Annotated in this window: 14 protein-coding genes; 7 read left to right on the forward strand and 7 right to left on the reverse strand. The window is 50.7% G+C overall.

Annotated features, from left to right (window positions below; translation table 11 throughout):
• The first annotated feature begins 2 nt into the window (after window positions 1–2).
• Window positions 3–1,910: a B12-binding domain-containing radical SAM protein gene (locus MKX50_RS07585; protein WP_339159049.1), complete on the forward strand. Its 1,908-nt coding sequence runs from the start codon at window positions 3–5 to the stop codon at window positions 1,908–1,910.
• A gap of 885 nt (window positions 1,911–2,795) precedes the next feature.
• On the opposite strand, the gene MKX50_RS07590 is transcribed toward MKX50_RS07585, so the two are convergent.
• The 4 genes from MKX50_RS07590 to MKX50_RS07605 form a co-directional block, all read right to left on the reverse strand.
• Entirely contained in the window at window positions 2,796–3,785 is a 990-nt protein-coding gene (locus MKX50_RS07590) for a lysophospholipase (RefSeq protein WP_339160047.1), read from the reverse strand.
• Between the two features lie 22 nt (window positions 3,786–3,807).
• Complete coding sequence (locus tag MKX50_RS07595) at window positions 3,808–4,206, reverse strand: VOC family protein (protein WP_213589099.1); 399 nt, start codon at window positions 4,204–4,206, stop codon at window positions 3,808–3,810.
• 153 nt (window positions 4,207–4,359) lie between these two features.
• Complete coding sequence (locus MKX50_RS07600; protein ID WP_339159053.1) at window positions 4,360–4,941, reverse strand: class I SAM-dependent methyltransferase; 582 nt, start codon at window positions 4,939–4,941, stop codon at window positions 4,360–4,362.
• 1 nt (window position 4,942) lies between these two features.
• Entirely contained in the window at window positions 4,943–5,893 is a 951-nt protein-coding gene (locus MKX50_RS07605; protein WP_339160048.1) for a TIGR01212 family radical SAM protein, read from the reverse strand.
• Window positions 5,894–6,277: 384 nt separating this feature from the next.
• On the opposite strand from MKX50_RS07605, the gene trmB reads away from it, so the two are divergent.
• Entirely contained in the window at window positions 6,278–6,985 is a 708-nt protein-coding gene (trmB, locus tag MKX50_RS07610) for a tRNA (guanosine(46)-N7)-methyltransferase TrmB (protein WP_155609377.1), read from the forward strand.
• 126 nt (window positions 6,986–7,111) lie between these two features.
• On the opposite strand, the gene MKX50_RS07615 is transcribed toward trmB, so the two are convergent.
• Window positions 7,112–8,245, reverse strand: coding sequence for a glycosyltransferase (locus MKX50_RS07615; protein ID WP_213589096.1), 1,134 nt, complete (start codon window positions 8,243–8,245; stop codon window positions 7,112–7,114).
• A 52-nt stretch (window positions 8,246–8,297) separates the two neighbouring features.
• Window positions 8,298–8,825 carry a phosphatase PAP2 family protein gene (locus MKX50_RS07620; RefSeq protein WP_283927571.1) on the reverse strand — a complete coding sequence of 176 codons (528 nt, stop codon included), beginning with the start codon at window positions 8,823–8,825 and terminating at the stop codon, window positions 8,298–8,300.
• Between the two features lie 559 nt (window positions 8,826–9,384).
• On the opposite strand from MKX50_RS07620, the gene MKX50_RS07625 reads away from it, so the two are divergent.
• The 5 genes from MKX50_RS07625 to MKX50_RS07645 all read left to right on the forward strand — a co-directional run bounded on the left by MKX50_RS07625 (window position 9,385) and on the right by MKX50_RS07645 (window position 12,536).
• Window positions 9,385–10,623, forward strand: a complete 1,239-nt coding sequence (locus MKX50_RS07625) for a glycosyltransferase family 2 protein (protein WP_155609375.1) — start codon at window positions 9,385–9,387, stop codon at window positions 10,621–10,623.
• A 262-nt stretch (window positions 10,624–10,885) separates the two neighbouring features.
• Window positions 10,886–11,380 carry a translation initiation factor IF-3 gene (infC, locus tag MKX50_RS07630; RefSeq protein WP_213589095.1) on the forward strand — a complete coding sequence of 165 codons (495 nt, stop codon included), beginning with the start codon at window positions 10,886–10,888 and terminating at the stop codon, window positions 11,378–11,380.
• Between the two features lie 73 nt (window positions 11,381–11,453).
• A complete protein-coding gene (rpmI, locus tag MKX50_RS07635) occupies window positions 11,454–11,654 on the forward strand; it encodes a 50S ribosomal protein L35 (protein ID WP_019639356.1) in 201 nt (66 codons plus the stop codon).
• Between the two features lie 30 nt (window positions 11,655–11,684).
• Window positions 11,685–12,044 (forward strand): 50S ribosomal protein L20, encoded by a 360-nt coding sequence (gene rplT, locus MKX50_RS07640; protein ID WP_055109039.1) that lies wholly within the window; start codon window positions 11,685–11,687, stop codon window positions 12,042–12,044.
• A 189-nt stretch (window positions 12,045–12,233) separates the two neighbouring features.
• Window positions 12,234–12,536: a hypothetical protein gene (locus MKX50_RS07645; RefSeq protein WP_213589094.1), complete on the forward strand. Its 303-nt coding sequence runs from the start codon at window positions 12,234–12,236 to the stop codon at window positions 12,534–12,536.
• 21 nt (window positions 12,537–12,557) lie between these two features.
• On the opposite strand, the gene MKX50_RS07650 is transcribed toward MKX50_RS07645, so the two are convergent.
• Window positions 12,558–13,013, reverse strand: a complete 456-nt coding sequence (locus MKX50_RS07650; protein ID WP_213589093.1) for a GNAT family N-acetyltransferase — start codon at window positions 13,011–13,013, stop codon at window positions 12,558–12,560.
• Between the last annotated feature and the right edge of the window lie 282 nt (window positions 13,014–13,295).

Below are 13,295 nucleotides of genomic sequence, written 5' to 3' on the forward strand. Positions count from 1 at the left end.
TCATGAAGGTTATTCTATCTACGCTGAATGCAAAATTTATCCACACCTCTCTGGCGATCCGCCTGCTTAAGGCTTATAGCGGGAACAATTTTGACATCGAGCTCGCCGAATATACGATCAAGGACCCGACGATGAACATCGTGTCCGACTTATTCCAGCGCAGGCCCGATGTAATCGGGTTCTCCTGCTACATCTGGAACATCGAAGAGACAATCCGCGTTATTGACGTGCTCAAAAAAGTCATGCCCGAGACGACCATCGTCCTCGGCGGGCCTGAGGTGTCTTACGATACGCAGTACTGGATGGAACGGGTTAAGAACGTGGACTTCATCGTGATGGGGGATGGGGAGGAGACATTCCATCATCTGCTGCAGGAGCTGTCCGGGGACCGGAAGTTCCATTATGTTTTTGGCACCGCCTACCGCAAAGGAGACGAGGTGATTATCAATCCGGGAAGGCCAAAATCGGATCTGAACACGCTGCCTTCACCGCATCGTTTTCCCGAGGATATCCCGAATCTCAGCAAACGCATCGTCTATTTCGAGACGAGCCGGGGCTGCCCGTTCAGCTGCCAGTTCTGCCTCTCCAGTATCGAGGTCGGGGTACGCTACTATGACATCGAGCGTGTGAAGTCGGATATCCTGTACCTGATCGACAACGGCGCCAAAATCATCAAGTTCCTCGATCGGACGTTCAACATCAACCGCAGCTATGCAATGGAAATGTTCGAATTCCTGATCGAGAACCATCGCGGCTGCGTATTTCAGTTTGAGATCACCGCGGACATCATGCGGCCGGAGGTGCTGGATTACCTCGCTGAGAATGCGCCGCCCGGCATATTCCGCTTCGAGATTGGGGTACAGTCGACGAACGATCCGACGAATGAGCTGGTGAAACGGCGGCAGAACTTCACGAAGCTGACCCGCACCGTGACGAAGGTCAAGGAGAGCGGCAAAATCGCGCAGCATCTCGATCTGATCGCCGGACTGCCGCAGGAGGATTACGCTACATTCCGCAAGACATTTAACGACGTGTTTGCGCTGGGGCCCGAGGAGCTGCAGCTCGGATTCTTGAAAATGCTGCGCGGCACCGGCCTGCGGAATGACGCCGCGAAATACAATTACGTTTACATGGAGCATGCGCCTTACGAAATGCTTAGCAACGATGTGCTGTCTTTTGCCGACGTCGTCCGCCTGAAACGGCTGGAGGATGTGCTGGAAAAATACTGGAACGCGCACCGGATGGATCATACGCTGAATTATTTGATGAGAGTCGAATTCGACTCCCCGTTCGATTTCTTCCAGGAATTCGGCGATTACTGGGAAGAACAGGGCTGGCAGCGCATTGGGCACCAGTTGGAGGATTTGTTCCTTCGCCTGCATGAGTTCCTGGGCCAGCGCAAGCTAAAGACGCCCGACGTCGTGCTGGGCCTTATGAAGCTCGACTACTTCCTCGGACACAAGTACAAGCCGCGAAAAATCTGGTGGGAAGACCGCATTGGGAAGGATACGCGCGGAAGGTACCTTAGCATGCTGGCTGAGCAGTTTGCCTGGCAGTCGAAGGAACTGTCTGGAGAGCTCGCCGGGCGGCCAGAAGGTAAGCAGGAGCAGCTTGCCGGGTGGCCGGGGGGGCAGTCTGAGCTGTTTGCCCAGCGTCCGCTGAGTGGTCAACCAGAACAGCTTGTCGGACAGCAGGAGAACCTCCTGTTCCATTTAGCCGGGCGGAATTTGGGCGAGCGCGAACTGCAGAAGTTCGCTGTCCTGGAGGAGATGCCATTCCAGCTAGAGGATGTTCTGCAGAATAAGGAGCTTTCTGCGGAGAGCATGGAGCCGAGCCTGCTGGTCGTGCTGTATCAGCAGACGGTGGATGAGAAGCCGCTCTATTTTTCGTTGCCGCTAGCGAGGGCTTAACCTGGCAGTAACATTGAATGAAATAGGTGGATTTTTAAAATAAACATAAACCATTGAGCAATGGAAGTTGAGCAACGGACATTGAGTGAACATTGAGTAATGAATATAAGCGAATATAAGCGTTAAGCATTGAGAATTAGCGTTGAGTACTAGCAATGCACTAGCAATGAGCACTGGCATTGAGCACTAGCAATGCACCAGCGATTAGCACTAGCGATGAACACTAGCATTGAGCAATAGCATTGGGCACCAACATTGAGCAATAGGCATTAGCAATGCGGATTAAGCATTAAGAATTAAGCCTTACGATAGCAATAAGCGCGATACTAAATGCATTTGATGCATCTAAAAGCAGCAGTTGATTGCTGAACCATCCGACTAGATGGATTTCTTGCAGTTAGATTGCAGTCTGAAGGGGAGTAAGGACTAGAAGCAACATTTTAGATGCATGAAATACAGCTATCTTCAAATAAGTGCCGTAAAAGAGCTAAATAAATGCAAGAAATGCATTTAGTTCAGGCAGCGTAGCGATGTGTAATTTTAGCACAGCAATTGTAACATATAGCAACATAGCACGTGGCAACAAAGCAACAAGCAACATACCAAACAAAGCATCACATCAACATAGCATCACATCAACATAGCATCACCAACGTAGCATCACCAACGTAGCATCACCAACATAGCAGCAAAGCAACATGGCAAATAGCAACGTACCAATTTAACAATCCAGCAATCCAGCAATCCAGCAATCCAGCAATCTAACATTGAATCCATGCAACAATACATCAACGCGCAGCATTTAGCCGATTTTGAGCGGTTTGTGCGAGCAAGCTAAACCAAGAGCACTGCAAAGAACCGTCCGGAAACTACCGGACGGTTCTTTTATTTGTGCCGCTCCAGCCAATCGGCGAGATCGCGCATGACCTCTTCCCGGTTTATCTCGTTCAGCATCTCATGGCGGCCCCCTGGATAGAGCTTGAGCTCGACGTCCCGGATCAACAGCAGGTTATACAGCGTGGCCAGCTTTTTCACGCCGTCTCCCCGCAGGCCTACAGGATCCTCGTCGCCGCCAAAAATATAGATAGGCTTATCCTTTGGAATGGCTCGCATCCGTTTCGGACGATGAATTTCCTGCAATAACGAGAAGAAGCCTTGAAAGAAACCGGCGCTGCACAGAAAACCGCAATGCGGATCGTTCACGTACTTATCAACCTCCGCTTCATCCCGGGAGAGCCAGTCGAACGGCGTACGGGGCGGCAGAAAGCGTTTGTTGTAGGAACCGAAGACAAGTGCGTTCAGCATGAGGCTGGGATGCCGCTCGCCCTGCACCAGGCATTGCAGCCGAGCCAGCTTCTCGCCAAACCCGATCATCCCGCGCGGACCGTTGGTTCCCGACAGGATGAAGCCGGAGTAGGGATCCGGCGCGGTATACATCATTTTTTGCGTCAGAAAAGATCCCATGCTATGGCCAAGTAGGAACAGGGGCAAATCGGGGTAGCGATTCCGGATAATCCCGCTGAGCGTGCTCATGTCCCGCACCATGCCGTCGAAGCCGTCTTTCTCGATGCACCCCAGTTCAGCGTCTGTTCCGGCCGTCTTGCCATGCCCTCTATGGTCGCCTGCGAAGACAATCCAGCCGCGCGCGGTAAGCATTTCGGCCAGGCGCTCGTAGCGCTTGGCCGTCTCGGCCATGCCGTGGGCAATTTGCAGCACACCTTGCAGTTCGCCTTGCGGCCTGCTCTGCAGCACATCCAGCTCGCCTTGCACCATATCCTGAGGCACACCGGCCATCTCCATCGGGGACCACTGATAGACGAACACTTCTTTTTGCGCATCATTGGTGAAAGTAAAAGTTTGCTCCAGCAACCGCATCACCCCTTATTCAAATCATTACTTACGCTAAATGCACTGGTTCAAAGAACTCGATCCGTTCTCCGTCAGGCCCGTTAAAGAAGAAGAGGCGGCTGCCGTTTGGGATCGAGCGGATTTCGGGATCCATGCCCGACAGGCCGAGTTCGGCGATCCGTTTGTACTCCTCCTCGATATGGCTGACGGTGAATGCGATATGATGCACCCGGCCTTCACTTGGCAGGGCTTCGCCCCCGCGGACGTAAATCAATTCAATTTCGACGTTCTCCTGACCGGGGAAGGCTAGAAAAGCGAGGCGCAGCTCATCCTCCACTTCGCCGATGATATGTAGCAGCTTAAGACCGATCACCCGCTCATAGAACTCGATGGAATCCTCCAGCGCGGTGACGCGGATGCCAATATGCTCGATTTTCCGAATGGTCATATTTAATCCCTCTAATCCTAGTTAATTTGGCAAATAAGGTTCAAACGTAATTCAAAGTGGCTAACCACATAATACTAAACACATAATACTAAACACATATCACATATCACAGGTTATCATTCACAGATGATCATTCTCAGAAACCTTACCGCATTACCTTTTCTCGATGGCGATCAAATAGGGAGCGGCCGGCTTCTGGATTTGCCGGTAGACGATCGCCTGCCCGGCGGAAGGAGCAAGGGAGGCCGCCCATCTCTCGACGGCGCCTGCTTCCTCATCGCCTCCCTGATGCCCGGGATAGAGAACGATCGTCACGATCCCTTTCGGCCGCAGCAGCCTGAGGCTGGCTTCCAGCGCTGCAAGCGTTGTTTGCGTCAGCGTGATGACGGTGGCATCGGCGCCCTCCGCCGGCAGGTAACCAAGGTTGAACATGATTGCGCCCACCGTACCGTGAACCGCTGCAGGCAGCGCCGCTTCCATCTCGGCATGGCTCCGCTTCAGCAGCGTAACCTCGGCCAGCCTGCTGTCCTGCTCCCGGTCCAGCCTCAGCCGAGTGAGAGCCAGCGCCTCGGCTTGAATATCCAAGGCATAGACTTGTCCCCTTCGGCCGGAGGCCCGGGCGAGGAAGAGGGTATCCTGGCCAGTCCCTGCCGTAGCATCAATAGCCGGCTCGCCCGGTTGCAGCCGCTCGCCAATCAGCTTATGGGCAAAGCTAAGTACAGACATGAAGCCCATATTATCCCCTCCAATATTTCCCTTGCCAGGTGTCTCGCTGTCTCAGTTCGCCGTCGATCCCGTTCAGCACTTCCCACTTCCTCAGGCTCCACGTCGGGCCGATCAGAAGATCTCTTGGAGCATCGCCGGTCAGACGGTGAACGACCATCTCTGGAGGCAGGAATTCCAGCGTATCGACGATGAGCTTCACATACTCGTCTTTCTCCAGAAAACGGAGCAGGCCAGCTTCGTATTGCTTGACCATCGGTGTCTTGCGCATCAGGTGCAGCAGGTGGATTTTGATCCCCTGCACATCCATCGCTGCCACGGCCCGGCCGGTGTCCAGCATCATTTCATGGGTCTCCTGCGGTAACCCGTAAATGATATGCGCGCAGACGCGGATGCCCCGCTTCCGCAGCTTCTCGACTGCATCCAGGTAACATTGCGTGTCGTGAGCCCGGTTAATGAGCTGTGACGTGGATTCATGGACGGTCTGAAGTCCCATTTCAACCCATAGGTAAGTTCGCTCGTTGAGCTCGGCCAAGTAGTCGACTACGTCGTCGGGTAAACAATCCGGCCGGGTGGCGATCGACAAGCCGACGACGCCGGGCTGCTCCAGAATGGCCTCGTAGTACTCCTTCAATACCTCGACCGGAGCATAGGTGTTCGTATAGGCCTGAAAATAGCCGATGTACTTGGCCTGAGGCCATTTTAAATGCTGTCTGTCGCAAATTTTGTTGAATTGTGTCACTAAGTCGTCGCGTCTGCTTCCCGCAAAATCGCCGGAGCCTCGGGCGCTGCAGAACGTACAACCCCCTTTAGCAATGGAGCCGTCGCGATTCGGACAAGTGAAGCCGGCATCAAGCATCACTTTAAACACTTTTTCGCCAAATTCTTCGCGCATTTCGTAATTCCAGGTGTGAAAACGTTTATCTCCCCACAGCTTCGGAGAGGAAATCATTTCAATATTCATCATAACTCCTTTACAATGTCGCAATTTTTTTTATATTGTCACAAAAAAATTACGAGCGGTACAATCCCCGCTAAGCCGCATTAACAGGGGATTGCCGTTGCTTTATTGTATCAAAATATGCGGAAAAATGGGAATCCAACCCCGCTGCTTTCTTGCGATAGATTACATAATATGTTATTTTGAATGTAATACAAATATGGTTTGGACCCCAATTCCAAATATATGAAAAAGGAATCTGCGCAAACCGTCTCCCCGGCGGCCGCAAGATTCCTTTTTCTCACTTCTCCCCTTTACAAGAGGGACGAACTTCGGCACAATAATTGCAGTATCAGAAAACTTTGCGGACTTAAGCCGCAGGGATGTACAGAAAGCGGAGGAATACACATGCGTTTACGCGGCAGAAAAGGAATTCGGGAAAACCTGGAGCAGCAGAAACATCTTGTTGTCCTGGATCCACGGGAATACAAGGGACGCTGGTCCGAGGTTTTTGGCAACGATCGTCCGATTCATATCGAACTGGGGATGGGCAAAGGACAATTCATCAGCGGGATGAGTGTGAAATACCCGGATGTTAATTTTATAGGCATGGATATGTACGATGAGCTGGTTCGCAGGGCCAGCGAGAAGGTGCGCGCGATATGGCAGGAGCAGGGACAGGAGGAGCCTCAGAGCGTCAGATTGGCGCTGGGGAATATCGAGTCGATCGAGGAGTTTTTCGCACCGGGCGAAATTGAGCGGATATACTTGAATTTCAGCGATCCATGGCCAAAGAAGAAGCACGGTCGCCGTAGGCTGACCCATCCGAGATTTTTGGAGAAATACCGCTCTTTGCTTAACGAGAACGGGGAAATTCATTTCAAGACGGATTCGCGCGAGCTGTTCCAGTTCTCTTTGAACGCCTTTACGGCATGCGGGCTGCAGCTGAACGACATTTCGCTGGACTTGCATCAAGGGGGCATCAATGAAGAGCATGTCATGACGGAGTATGAGACGAAATTCGTCAATCAGGGCGTGAATATTCACCGCTGTGAGGTCATCATTGGAGAAGCGGCATTGGCGCGTTATCATGATCATAAAATGGAGCAGTTCTAGTAGGCATATCGCCAATCATAACAACAGGCCACCGAATTATCGGCGGCCTGTTTGGCTTGAGATGAGGAGCCATGTCCCGCTTCTTAAGAAGCGGAGGAGCAGCTTGGTGTTTGATTTTCGTTGCTCTTAGGAATGGACTTTGTTCTCTTCCAGCAAGTCCATGATCGCCTGCGCGCTTTGCATCGGATGGTATTTGGCGATTTGCTCCAGCACCTTCTCGCGGGCTAGCGCAACCTCATCGTACCGGTCCGTCAGGCGATGAATCCATTTGGTTATATCATCGAGGGAGTTCATTAAGGTTCCCCATCCCTGCGATTCAAAATAGTGGGAGTTCTCTTCTTCCTGTCCGGGAAGAGGTTTGTGGAACAACATGGGGATTCCTTTGGCCAGCCCCTCGGTGCAGGTCATGCCTCCCGGCTTCGTAATCAGCAGATCGGATACTTCCATCAGCTTGTCGATTTCCCGGGTGAAGCCGAGAAGACGGATGTTCGGATGGATGAAGCGCGGGTCTTTCTTCATCTTCTCCAGCGATTTTTGATTGCTGCCGAAGCAGAAAATTACCTGGATCTTATCGCTGTGCGCTGCAAGAAGCGAGTTGACCGCCTCATCCTTCATAAACCCCCAGCCTCCGCCCATCACTAGGACCGTGGGCATGTTTTTGAGAGCGAATTGGCGGCGGATGTCCTCTTTGCTGTGGCGCTCCCAGAAATTCGGGTGAACGGGTATGCCGGTGATTCGGATTTTGCTCTCCTCAACCTCGCGTTCAAGCAGCTTCTCTTTGACCTGCTCGGTAGAGACCAGGTAACAGTCCACTTCTCGGCTGACCCATGTCCCGTGCGCATCATAATCCGTAATGACGGTACAGAGGGGGACGTTCAGCCCAAGCCGTTTCATGCGCGAGATGACCGCGCTGGGAATCGGGTGTGTGCATACAATGACACCGGGATGGAGCTGGCGGATAATCTGGGTCGTGCGGGTATAGAATATCCGATGGAGCGCCGCCGTCGTCAATCGGTTCAAGGATCTCTTATAATTGCTGCGGTACATCATGCGTACGAGACGGGGCTGCGATGATACCGTTTTTTTGTATGCTGTAATGATCAATGGAGCCATTTTAGGATTCAGAAAGCTGCCAAGCTCCAGTACCTTCGTCTGAATGTGAGGTGCCAGCTTGCGTAAACTGCTGGAAAGCGCATAGGCTGCCTGGGTATGACCGGCTCCGAATCCCTCAGATAAAAGCAAGACTCTTTGTTTAGACACTTTAGTTTCACCTTTTCTCAGAAGGTTTTCCCTCTACTTAACAATATCCCCTTTATGGCCATAATGCAACTGTGCCAAAGGCCGTTAGCGTGCCTACGGCGGCGCCTGCCAGCACGTCCGAAGGGTAATGCAAGCCCAGATATATTCTTGATATTCCAACCAGCAGCGCGATCGGTCCCAATATAAATGCGAGGCTTGGCTCGGTCAGCATGAAGGGCATTGTAACGGAGAAGATGGCCGTTGTATGCCCGGATGGAAACGAGTGGTCCGTCAGCGGATTGCGGAATGTTTTTGTACCCGGGAGGGTCAAATAAGGGCGAACCCGCGGGTAGGTCTTCTTGGCAAGCGCTACTGGAATATGGCTGGCAGCTAGCGCTACGCAGGACTGAAGTCCTGCAGTGCTCCAAGGCTTGGGCGCGAAGATCCACACGAGCAGCGAGGAGCTGATCGTAAACGTGGCTCCCCCCAGATGAGTCAGGTAATACAGCCAGAAATTTAGAAAGCTGCCGTGCAGGCGGCCATTAATTCCCATAAAAAGCTTTTGATCCAGTTGTTTTAACGTTTGAATAAATCGAGTCATTAGATCCCTCCGCGCGCAGCAAGGCATTTTCAGGTTAGACTAATCATATTTTTAATCCGTGATCATTTCAAGGATGGAGGCCTTTTTTTTTGTCTAATTTGATTACCCGATTTTGACTTTGCCGCTATCCAGCTTATACAATGATTCAAATCATAGCAAAAAAGTTTAAAGTAAAATGAGCAATTTAGTAAACTTTTATGCTTGATTTTTCGTCTATGTTTACAAAGGGCTATATATCCAAGCTGCTTACGCTCATTTTCATGAGGTGCAGATGAAATAAAAAACGCCAAAATTGATGAAAATAAGAAATAACCGCACTCATGTGCAGGTAGCGGGAGAGTCCTGTGCGATTATACGGCGACTTTGCAGGTATTTCGAGAAGGATGCCGCGAGATTAGCTTTGACAAATGATGAAAAGTCATGGAAAATCTTAATGCGCTGCAGAAGAATTAAATTTTTTACCAGAAACGGTGGCGCAGGGTCATGGTTTTAAAGAAAATTAAAAAACCGCTTAGAGAAAAAAAGAAAATTCAAAAGGGGTAAGGGGGTATGCGAAATCATGATGGACACCATTTTGATATCGTTGCAAATCGTACTGGCCATTGTCGGGGTGTATCAATTTGGTTTGGCATTGTTCGGGATGTACAAGAAAAAGAAAAAGGTACACTTCCCGCCGACGAAATCTTTTGCGGTGCTTGTCGCAGCGCATAACGAGGAGACTGTAGTCGGGGCCTTGATGGAAAATTTGAAGCAGTTGAACTATCCGAAAGAGCTTTATGACGTGTTTGTCATTTGCGATAACTGTACCGACAGAACGGTAGATATCGTGCGCAGCCACGGCATGACCGCTTGCGTCCGCACCAACGAGAACCTGCGGGGCAAGGGCTATGCGATCGAATGGATGCTGAAGCAGCTTTGGAAAATGCCGCGCCAATATGATGCGGTCGTCATGTTCGACGCCGATAACCTGGCGCATCCGGATTTCCTTAGCGAAATGAATAATGATCTGTGCTCCGGCGCCCGCGTCATTCAAGGGTACATCGATACGAAGAATCCGGAGGATTCCTGGATCACCGCCGCTTACGGCATTTCTTACTGGTACTGCAACCGGCTGTGGCAGCTGTCGCGGCATAATTTGGGCCTGGCCAACTTCCTCGGCGGAACGGGCATGTGCTTTGAGACCGAACTCCTTAAGGAAATCGGGTGGGGAGCAACGAGCCTGGTCGAAGACCTCGAGTTCACAATGCGCTGCGTCGAAAAGGGAGTACATCCCGTGTTCAATTACGACGCGAAGCTGTTTGACGAGAAGCCGCTGACCTTTAAGGCGTCAGCGCGCCAGCGCCTGCGCTGGATGCAGGGGCACTTTACGGTGGCCCGCCGCTACTTCTTCCCGCTTCTCTGGCAGAGCATCAAGGAGCGGAGTATGGTGAAGCTGGACATGGCTCTGTACGGTGTGAACGTATATATCGTGCTGCTCACGTTCCTGCTAACCGCTTTGATATGGGTCGACCAATCGTTCTTTAACGGCCCGAATTTCGCTACGTTGTACGGATACCTGCCGCTATGGGTGTCGTTCATCGCGATTGCGGCCAACGTGTTTATTTTTCTGGCGGCAATGGTACTGGAGGAGGTCAAGTCGAAGAAGGTATATGCCTATCTCGTCTTATTCCCGCTGTATCTGATTTCGTGGTGGCCGATTACTTTCTATGCGTTCTTTACGCAGAACAATAAGCAGTGGAGCCATACCGAGCATACACGTGTCGTTCGGTTGGAGGAAGTTCAAAGCAAGCAAGGATAATGCTTGACTATTGTTTGATCGTGTGGTAAATTATTTGAGCATGGAACAAATAAATGGATTGTAAGTAGAGGCGCTGTCTTCTCACCTGACCGATGATGTCGGCTGGTTTTGATCCGATGATTTATGAATGTTTATATTCATGATGACTTGATGATCAATCTGGGATGCAGGCGATGCCTGCATCCCTTTTTAATTTTTACAATTGAGGTTGCAGCAGACCGAAAATTCTAAGTGGAGGTGTAGAATTATCAGTAAAGAACATTTGATCAATGATGAGATACGGGCGAAAGAAGTCCGTTTGGTAGGCGCTGAAGGTGAACAAATCGGCATCAAGCCGATCCGTGAGGCACTGCAAATGGCCATCGATCTGAATCTGGATTTGGTGAACGTGGCGCCGACGGCTAAGCCGCCGGTATGCCGGATTATGGATTACGGCAAATTCCGTTACGAGCAGCAGAAGAAAGAGAAGGAAGCCCGTAAGAATCAAAAGACAGTGGATATCAAGGAAGTATGGTTCCGCGCGAACATCGAGGAGCATGACTTCCAGACCAAACTCCGCAATGTGATCAAATTTTTGAAGGATGGCGACAAAGTGAAATGCTCGGTGCGTTTCCGTGGCCGCGAAATTACGCATGCTGATATCGGGAAGAAAATTCTGGACCGCGTCAAAGACGAGGTTGCGGACATTTCCTCGATCGAGCGGATTCCCAAGCTGGAAGGCCGCAGCATGATTATGATTTTGGCACCGAAAAACTAAGAGCCGCTTGCGTAAGCCCGCTCGCCGGAAGCTTTCGCGAAGCTGTGCCCACAAACTTTGAGGGGGAAGTACAATGCCTAAAATGAAAACCCACAGCAGCCTGAAAGGCCGCTTCAAAATTACAGGATCGGGTAAAGTTAGACGTTACAAAGCGAACCGCAACCACCTGCTGTCCCACAAGTCGAACCGTCGCAAACGCGTTCTGGCGAACAGCCCTGTAGCTTACGCTGGGGACGTTAGACGTTTGAAACAGCAACTTGCAAATCTGAAGTAATTCACTTAAATTTCTGGGAGGTTTATTGATATGGCAAGAGTAAAAGGCGGATTCGTTGTTCGTCGTCGTCATAAAAAAGTATTGAAGCTTGCTAAAGGTTACTTTGGCTCGAAACACCGCATTTTCAAAACAGCTAACGAGCAGGTTATGAAATCCCTGCTGTATGCATACCGTGACCGTCGCACGAAAAAACGCGATTTCCGCAGATTGTGGATCGTTCGTATTAATGCTGCAGCTCGTCTGAACGGACTGACTTACAGCAAATTGATGCACGGCTTGAAACTGGCTGAGGTGAACATCAACCGCAAAATGCTGGCTGACCTCGCCGTTAATGATCTGAACGCATTTAACTCTTTGGCTGCAGTGGCTAAAGAGAAAATCAACGCGTAATTATTGCGCTAACACACAAACAGGCACCCCAAAGGGGCGCCTGTTTTTTTGTGCTTGCAGCGGCCAGAAGCGGGTCGGCAGGGGGCGAAGAATGTTTTTTTCCGTGCAAGGCGATGGTGGAAGCGAATAGAGCGTCCGGTGAATACACTGGCATGAAGCAAGCTAATTCTATTCAAGGAGGAGAATGAAGTGAATAAACCGGTTACGCGTAAAGAAGCCGCAAAATATGTTGGCAAAAATATAACCGCCGTAAAAAAAGATGGAACCATCGTTACGGGAAAATTGGTCAAAATCAGCGGGAACCGCTTGATCGTGCGTCAGCCAGGCAAAAAGGTAAAGACGAAGGCGATCCTTCCGCTCGCTTTATTTGACCTGCTCGCCATCGGAACGGCTCCTTTCGCTTATGGCTATGGCTACGGCGGATATCCTTACGGTTATGGCTACGGCGGATTCGGAGGATACGGTTACGGTTACCCTTACGGCTTTTTCTAAAGCCTAACAGGGAGTTAAAGCTTAAAGCCGCAGCAGCAGCCTTTTTTCCAGCTCAAAGCATCGCGAAACAGGGATATATCTTATGGTTTCATAGCCGTACTTTTGGTAAAACAGGTGGGCCCGGGTATTCTCCTGGTCCACCAGAACTTTTGCCCTGGTGCACCCTCTGGAACCGGCTAAATTTTCGGCATGCGCCATCAGGGTTTTGCCGTGGCGTTTCCGCTGATGCTGGGAGGCTACGGCCATCATGTCGATGAACAGCAGCTCCCCATGGATCACGAAATGGATAAAAGCGACGGGATCGGCCTCATAATAAGGGGAAGCAACCAGCGTTATCCCTTGAGTGAGACGCCTGGGAATATCCCGAATTGCTTTTTCCAACTCCGGCCGGGACATGCTCGAATGAGGGACAAGCTCCTTTTTCACAAGATTGATAATGACGGGATCATCCTGCTTGGGTCTTCTATAACGAATCATTCGCCAGCACTCCTCCTTGAGCTGATTGAAGGGCATTTTAATATATCATATGAAGCAGCGGGGCAAATGGTTTCCTGACACGAATGAGGCGAAGTTGAAAAGCTGAAGGAGGTTAATTGCTTTTGGGGAAGAATATGGAAAGGGGCGGCCTTGATAAAAGGGGAAAGCAAAAACCTTTTATCCCTGCAATTCAGCAGTGTGATGAGGTATTTCGGGTCAGGGTCTGAAAACATATGGCAAAAGGGTATTGACTCTATGCGCGAACTAATCATATAATGTGTC

Source organism: Paenibacillus sp. FSL W8-0186 (genome assembly GCF_037969765.1).
Classification (GTDB): domain Bacteria; phylum Bacillota; class Bacilli; order Paenibacillales; family Paenibacillaceae; genus Fontibacillus; species Fontibacillus woosongensis.

Coding starts and splice junctions, on each gene's coding strand:
- MKX50_RS07650 (WP_213589093.1), bottom strand. CDS start 13,013: ATGATTCGTTATAGAAGACCCAAGCAGGATGATCCCGTCATTATCAAT.
- MKX50_RS07625 (WP_155609375.1), top strand. CDS start 9,385: ATGATGGACACCATTTTGATATCGTTGCAAATCGTACTGGCCATTGTC.
- MKX50_RS07585 (WP_339159049.1), top strand. CDS start 3: ATGAAGGTTATTCTATCTACGCTGAATGCAAAATTTATCCACACCTCT.
- rplT (WP_055109039.1), top strand. CDS start 11,685: ATGGCAAGAGTAAAAGGCGGATTCGTTGTTCGTCGTCGTCATAAAAAA.
- MKX50_RS07590 (WP_339160047.1), bottom strand. CDS start 3,785: ATGCGGTTGCTGGAGCAAACTTTTACTTTCACCAATGATGCGCAAAAA.
- MKX50_RS07595 (WP_213589099.1), bottom strand. CDS start 4,206: ATGACCATTCGGAAAATCGAGCATATTGGCATCCGCGTCACCGCGCTG.
- rpmI (WP_019639356.1), top strand. CDS start 11,454: ATGCCTAAAATGAAAACCCACAGCAGCCTGAAAGGCCGCTTCAAAATT.
- MKX50_RS07605 (WP_339160048.1), bottom strand. CDS start 5,893: ATGAATATTGAAATGATTTCCTCTCCGAAGCTGTGGGGAGATAAACGT.
- MKX50_RS07620 (WP_283927571.1), bottom strand. CDS start 8,825: ATGACTCGATTTATTCAAACGTTAAAACAACTGGATCAAAAGCTTTTT.
- trmB (WP_155609377.1), top strand. CDS start 6,278: ATGCGTTTACGCGGCAGAAAAGGAATTCGGGAAAACCTGGAGCAGCAG.
- MKX50_RS07600 (WP_339159053.1), bottom strand. CDS start 4,941: ATGGGCTTCATGTCTGTACTTAGCTTTGCCCATAAGCTGATTGGCGAG.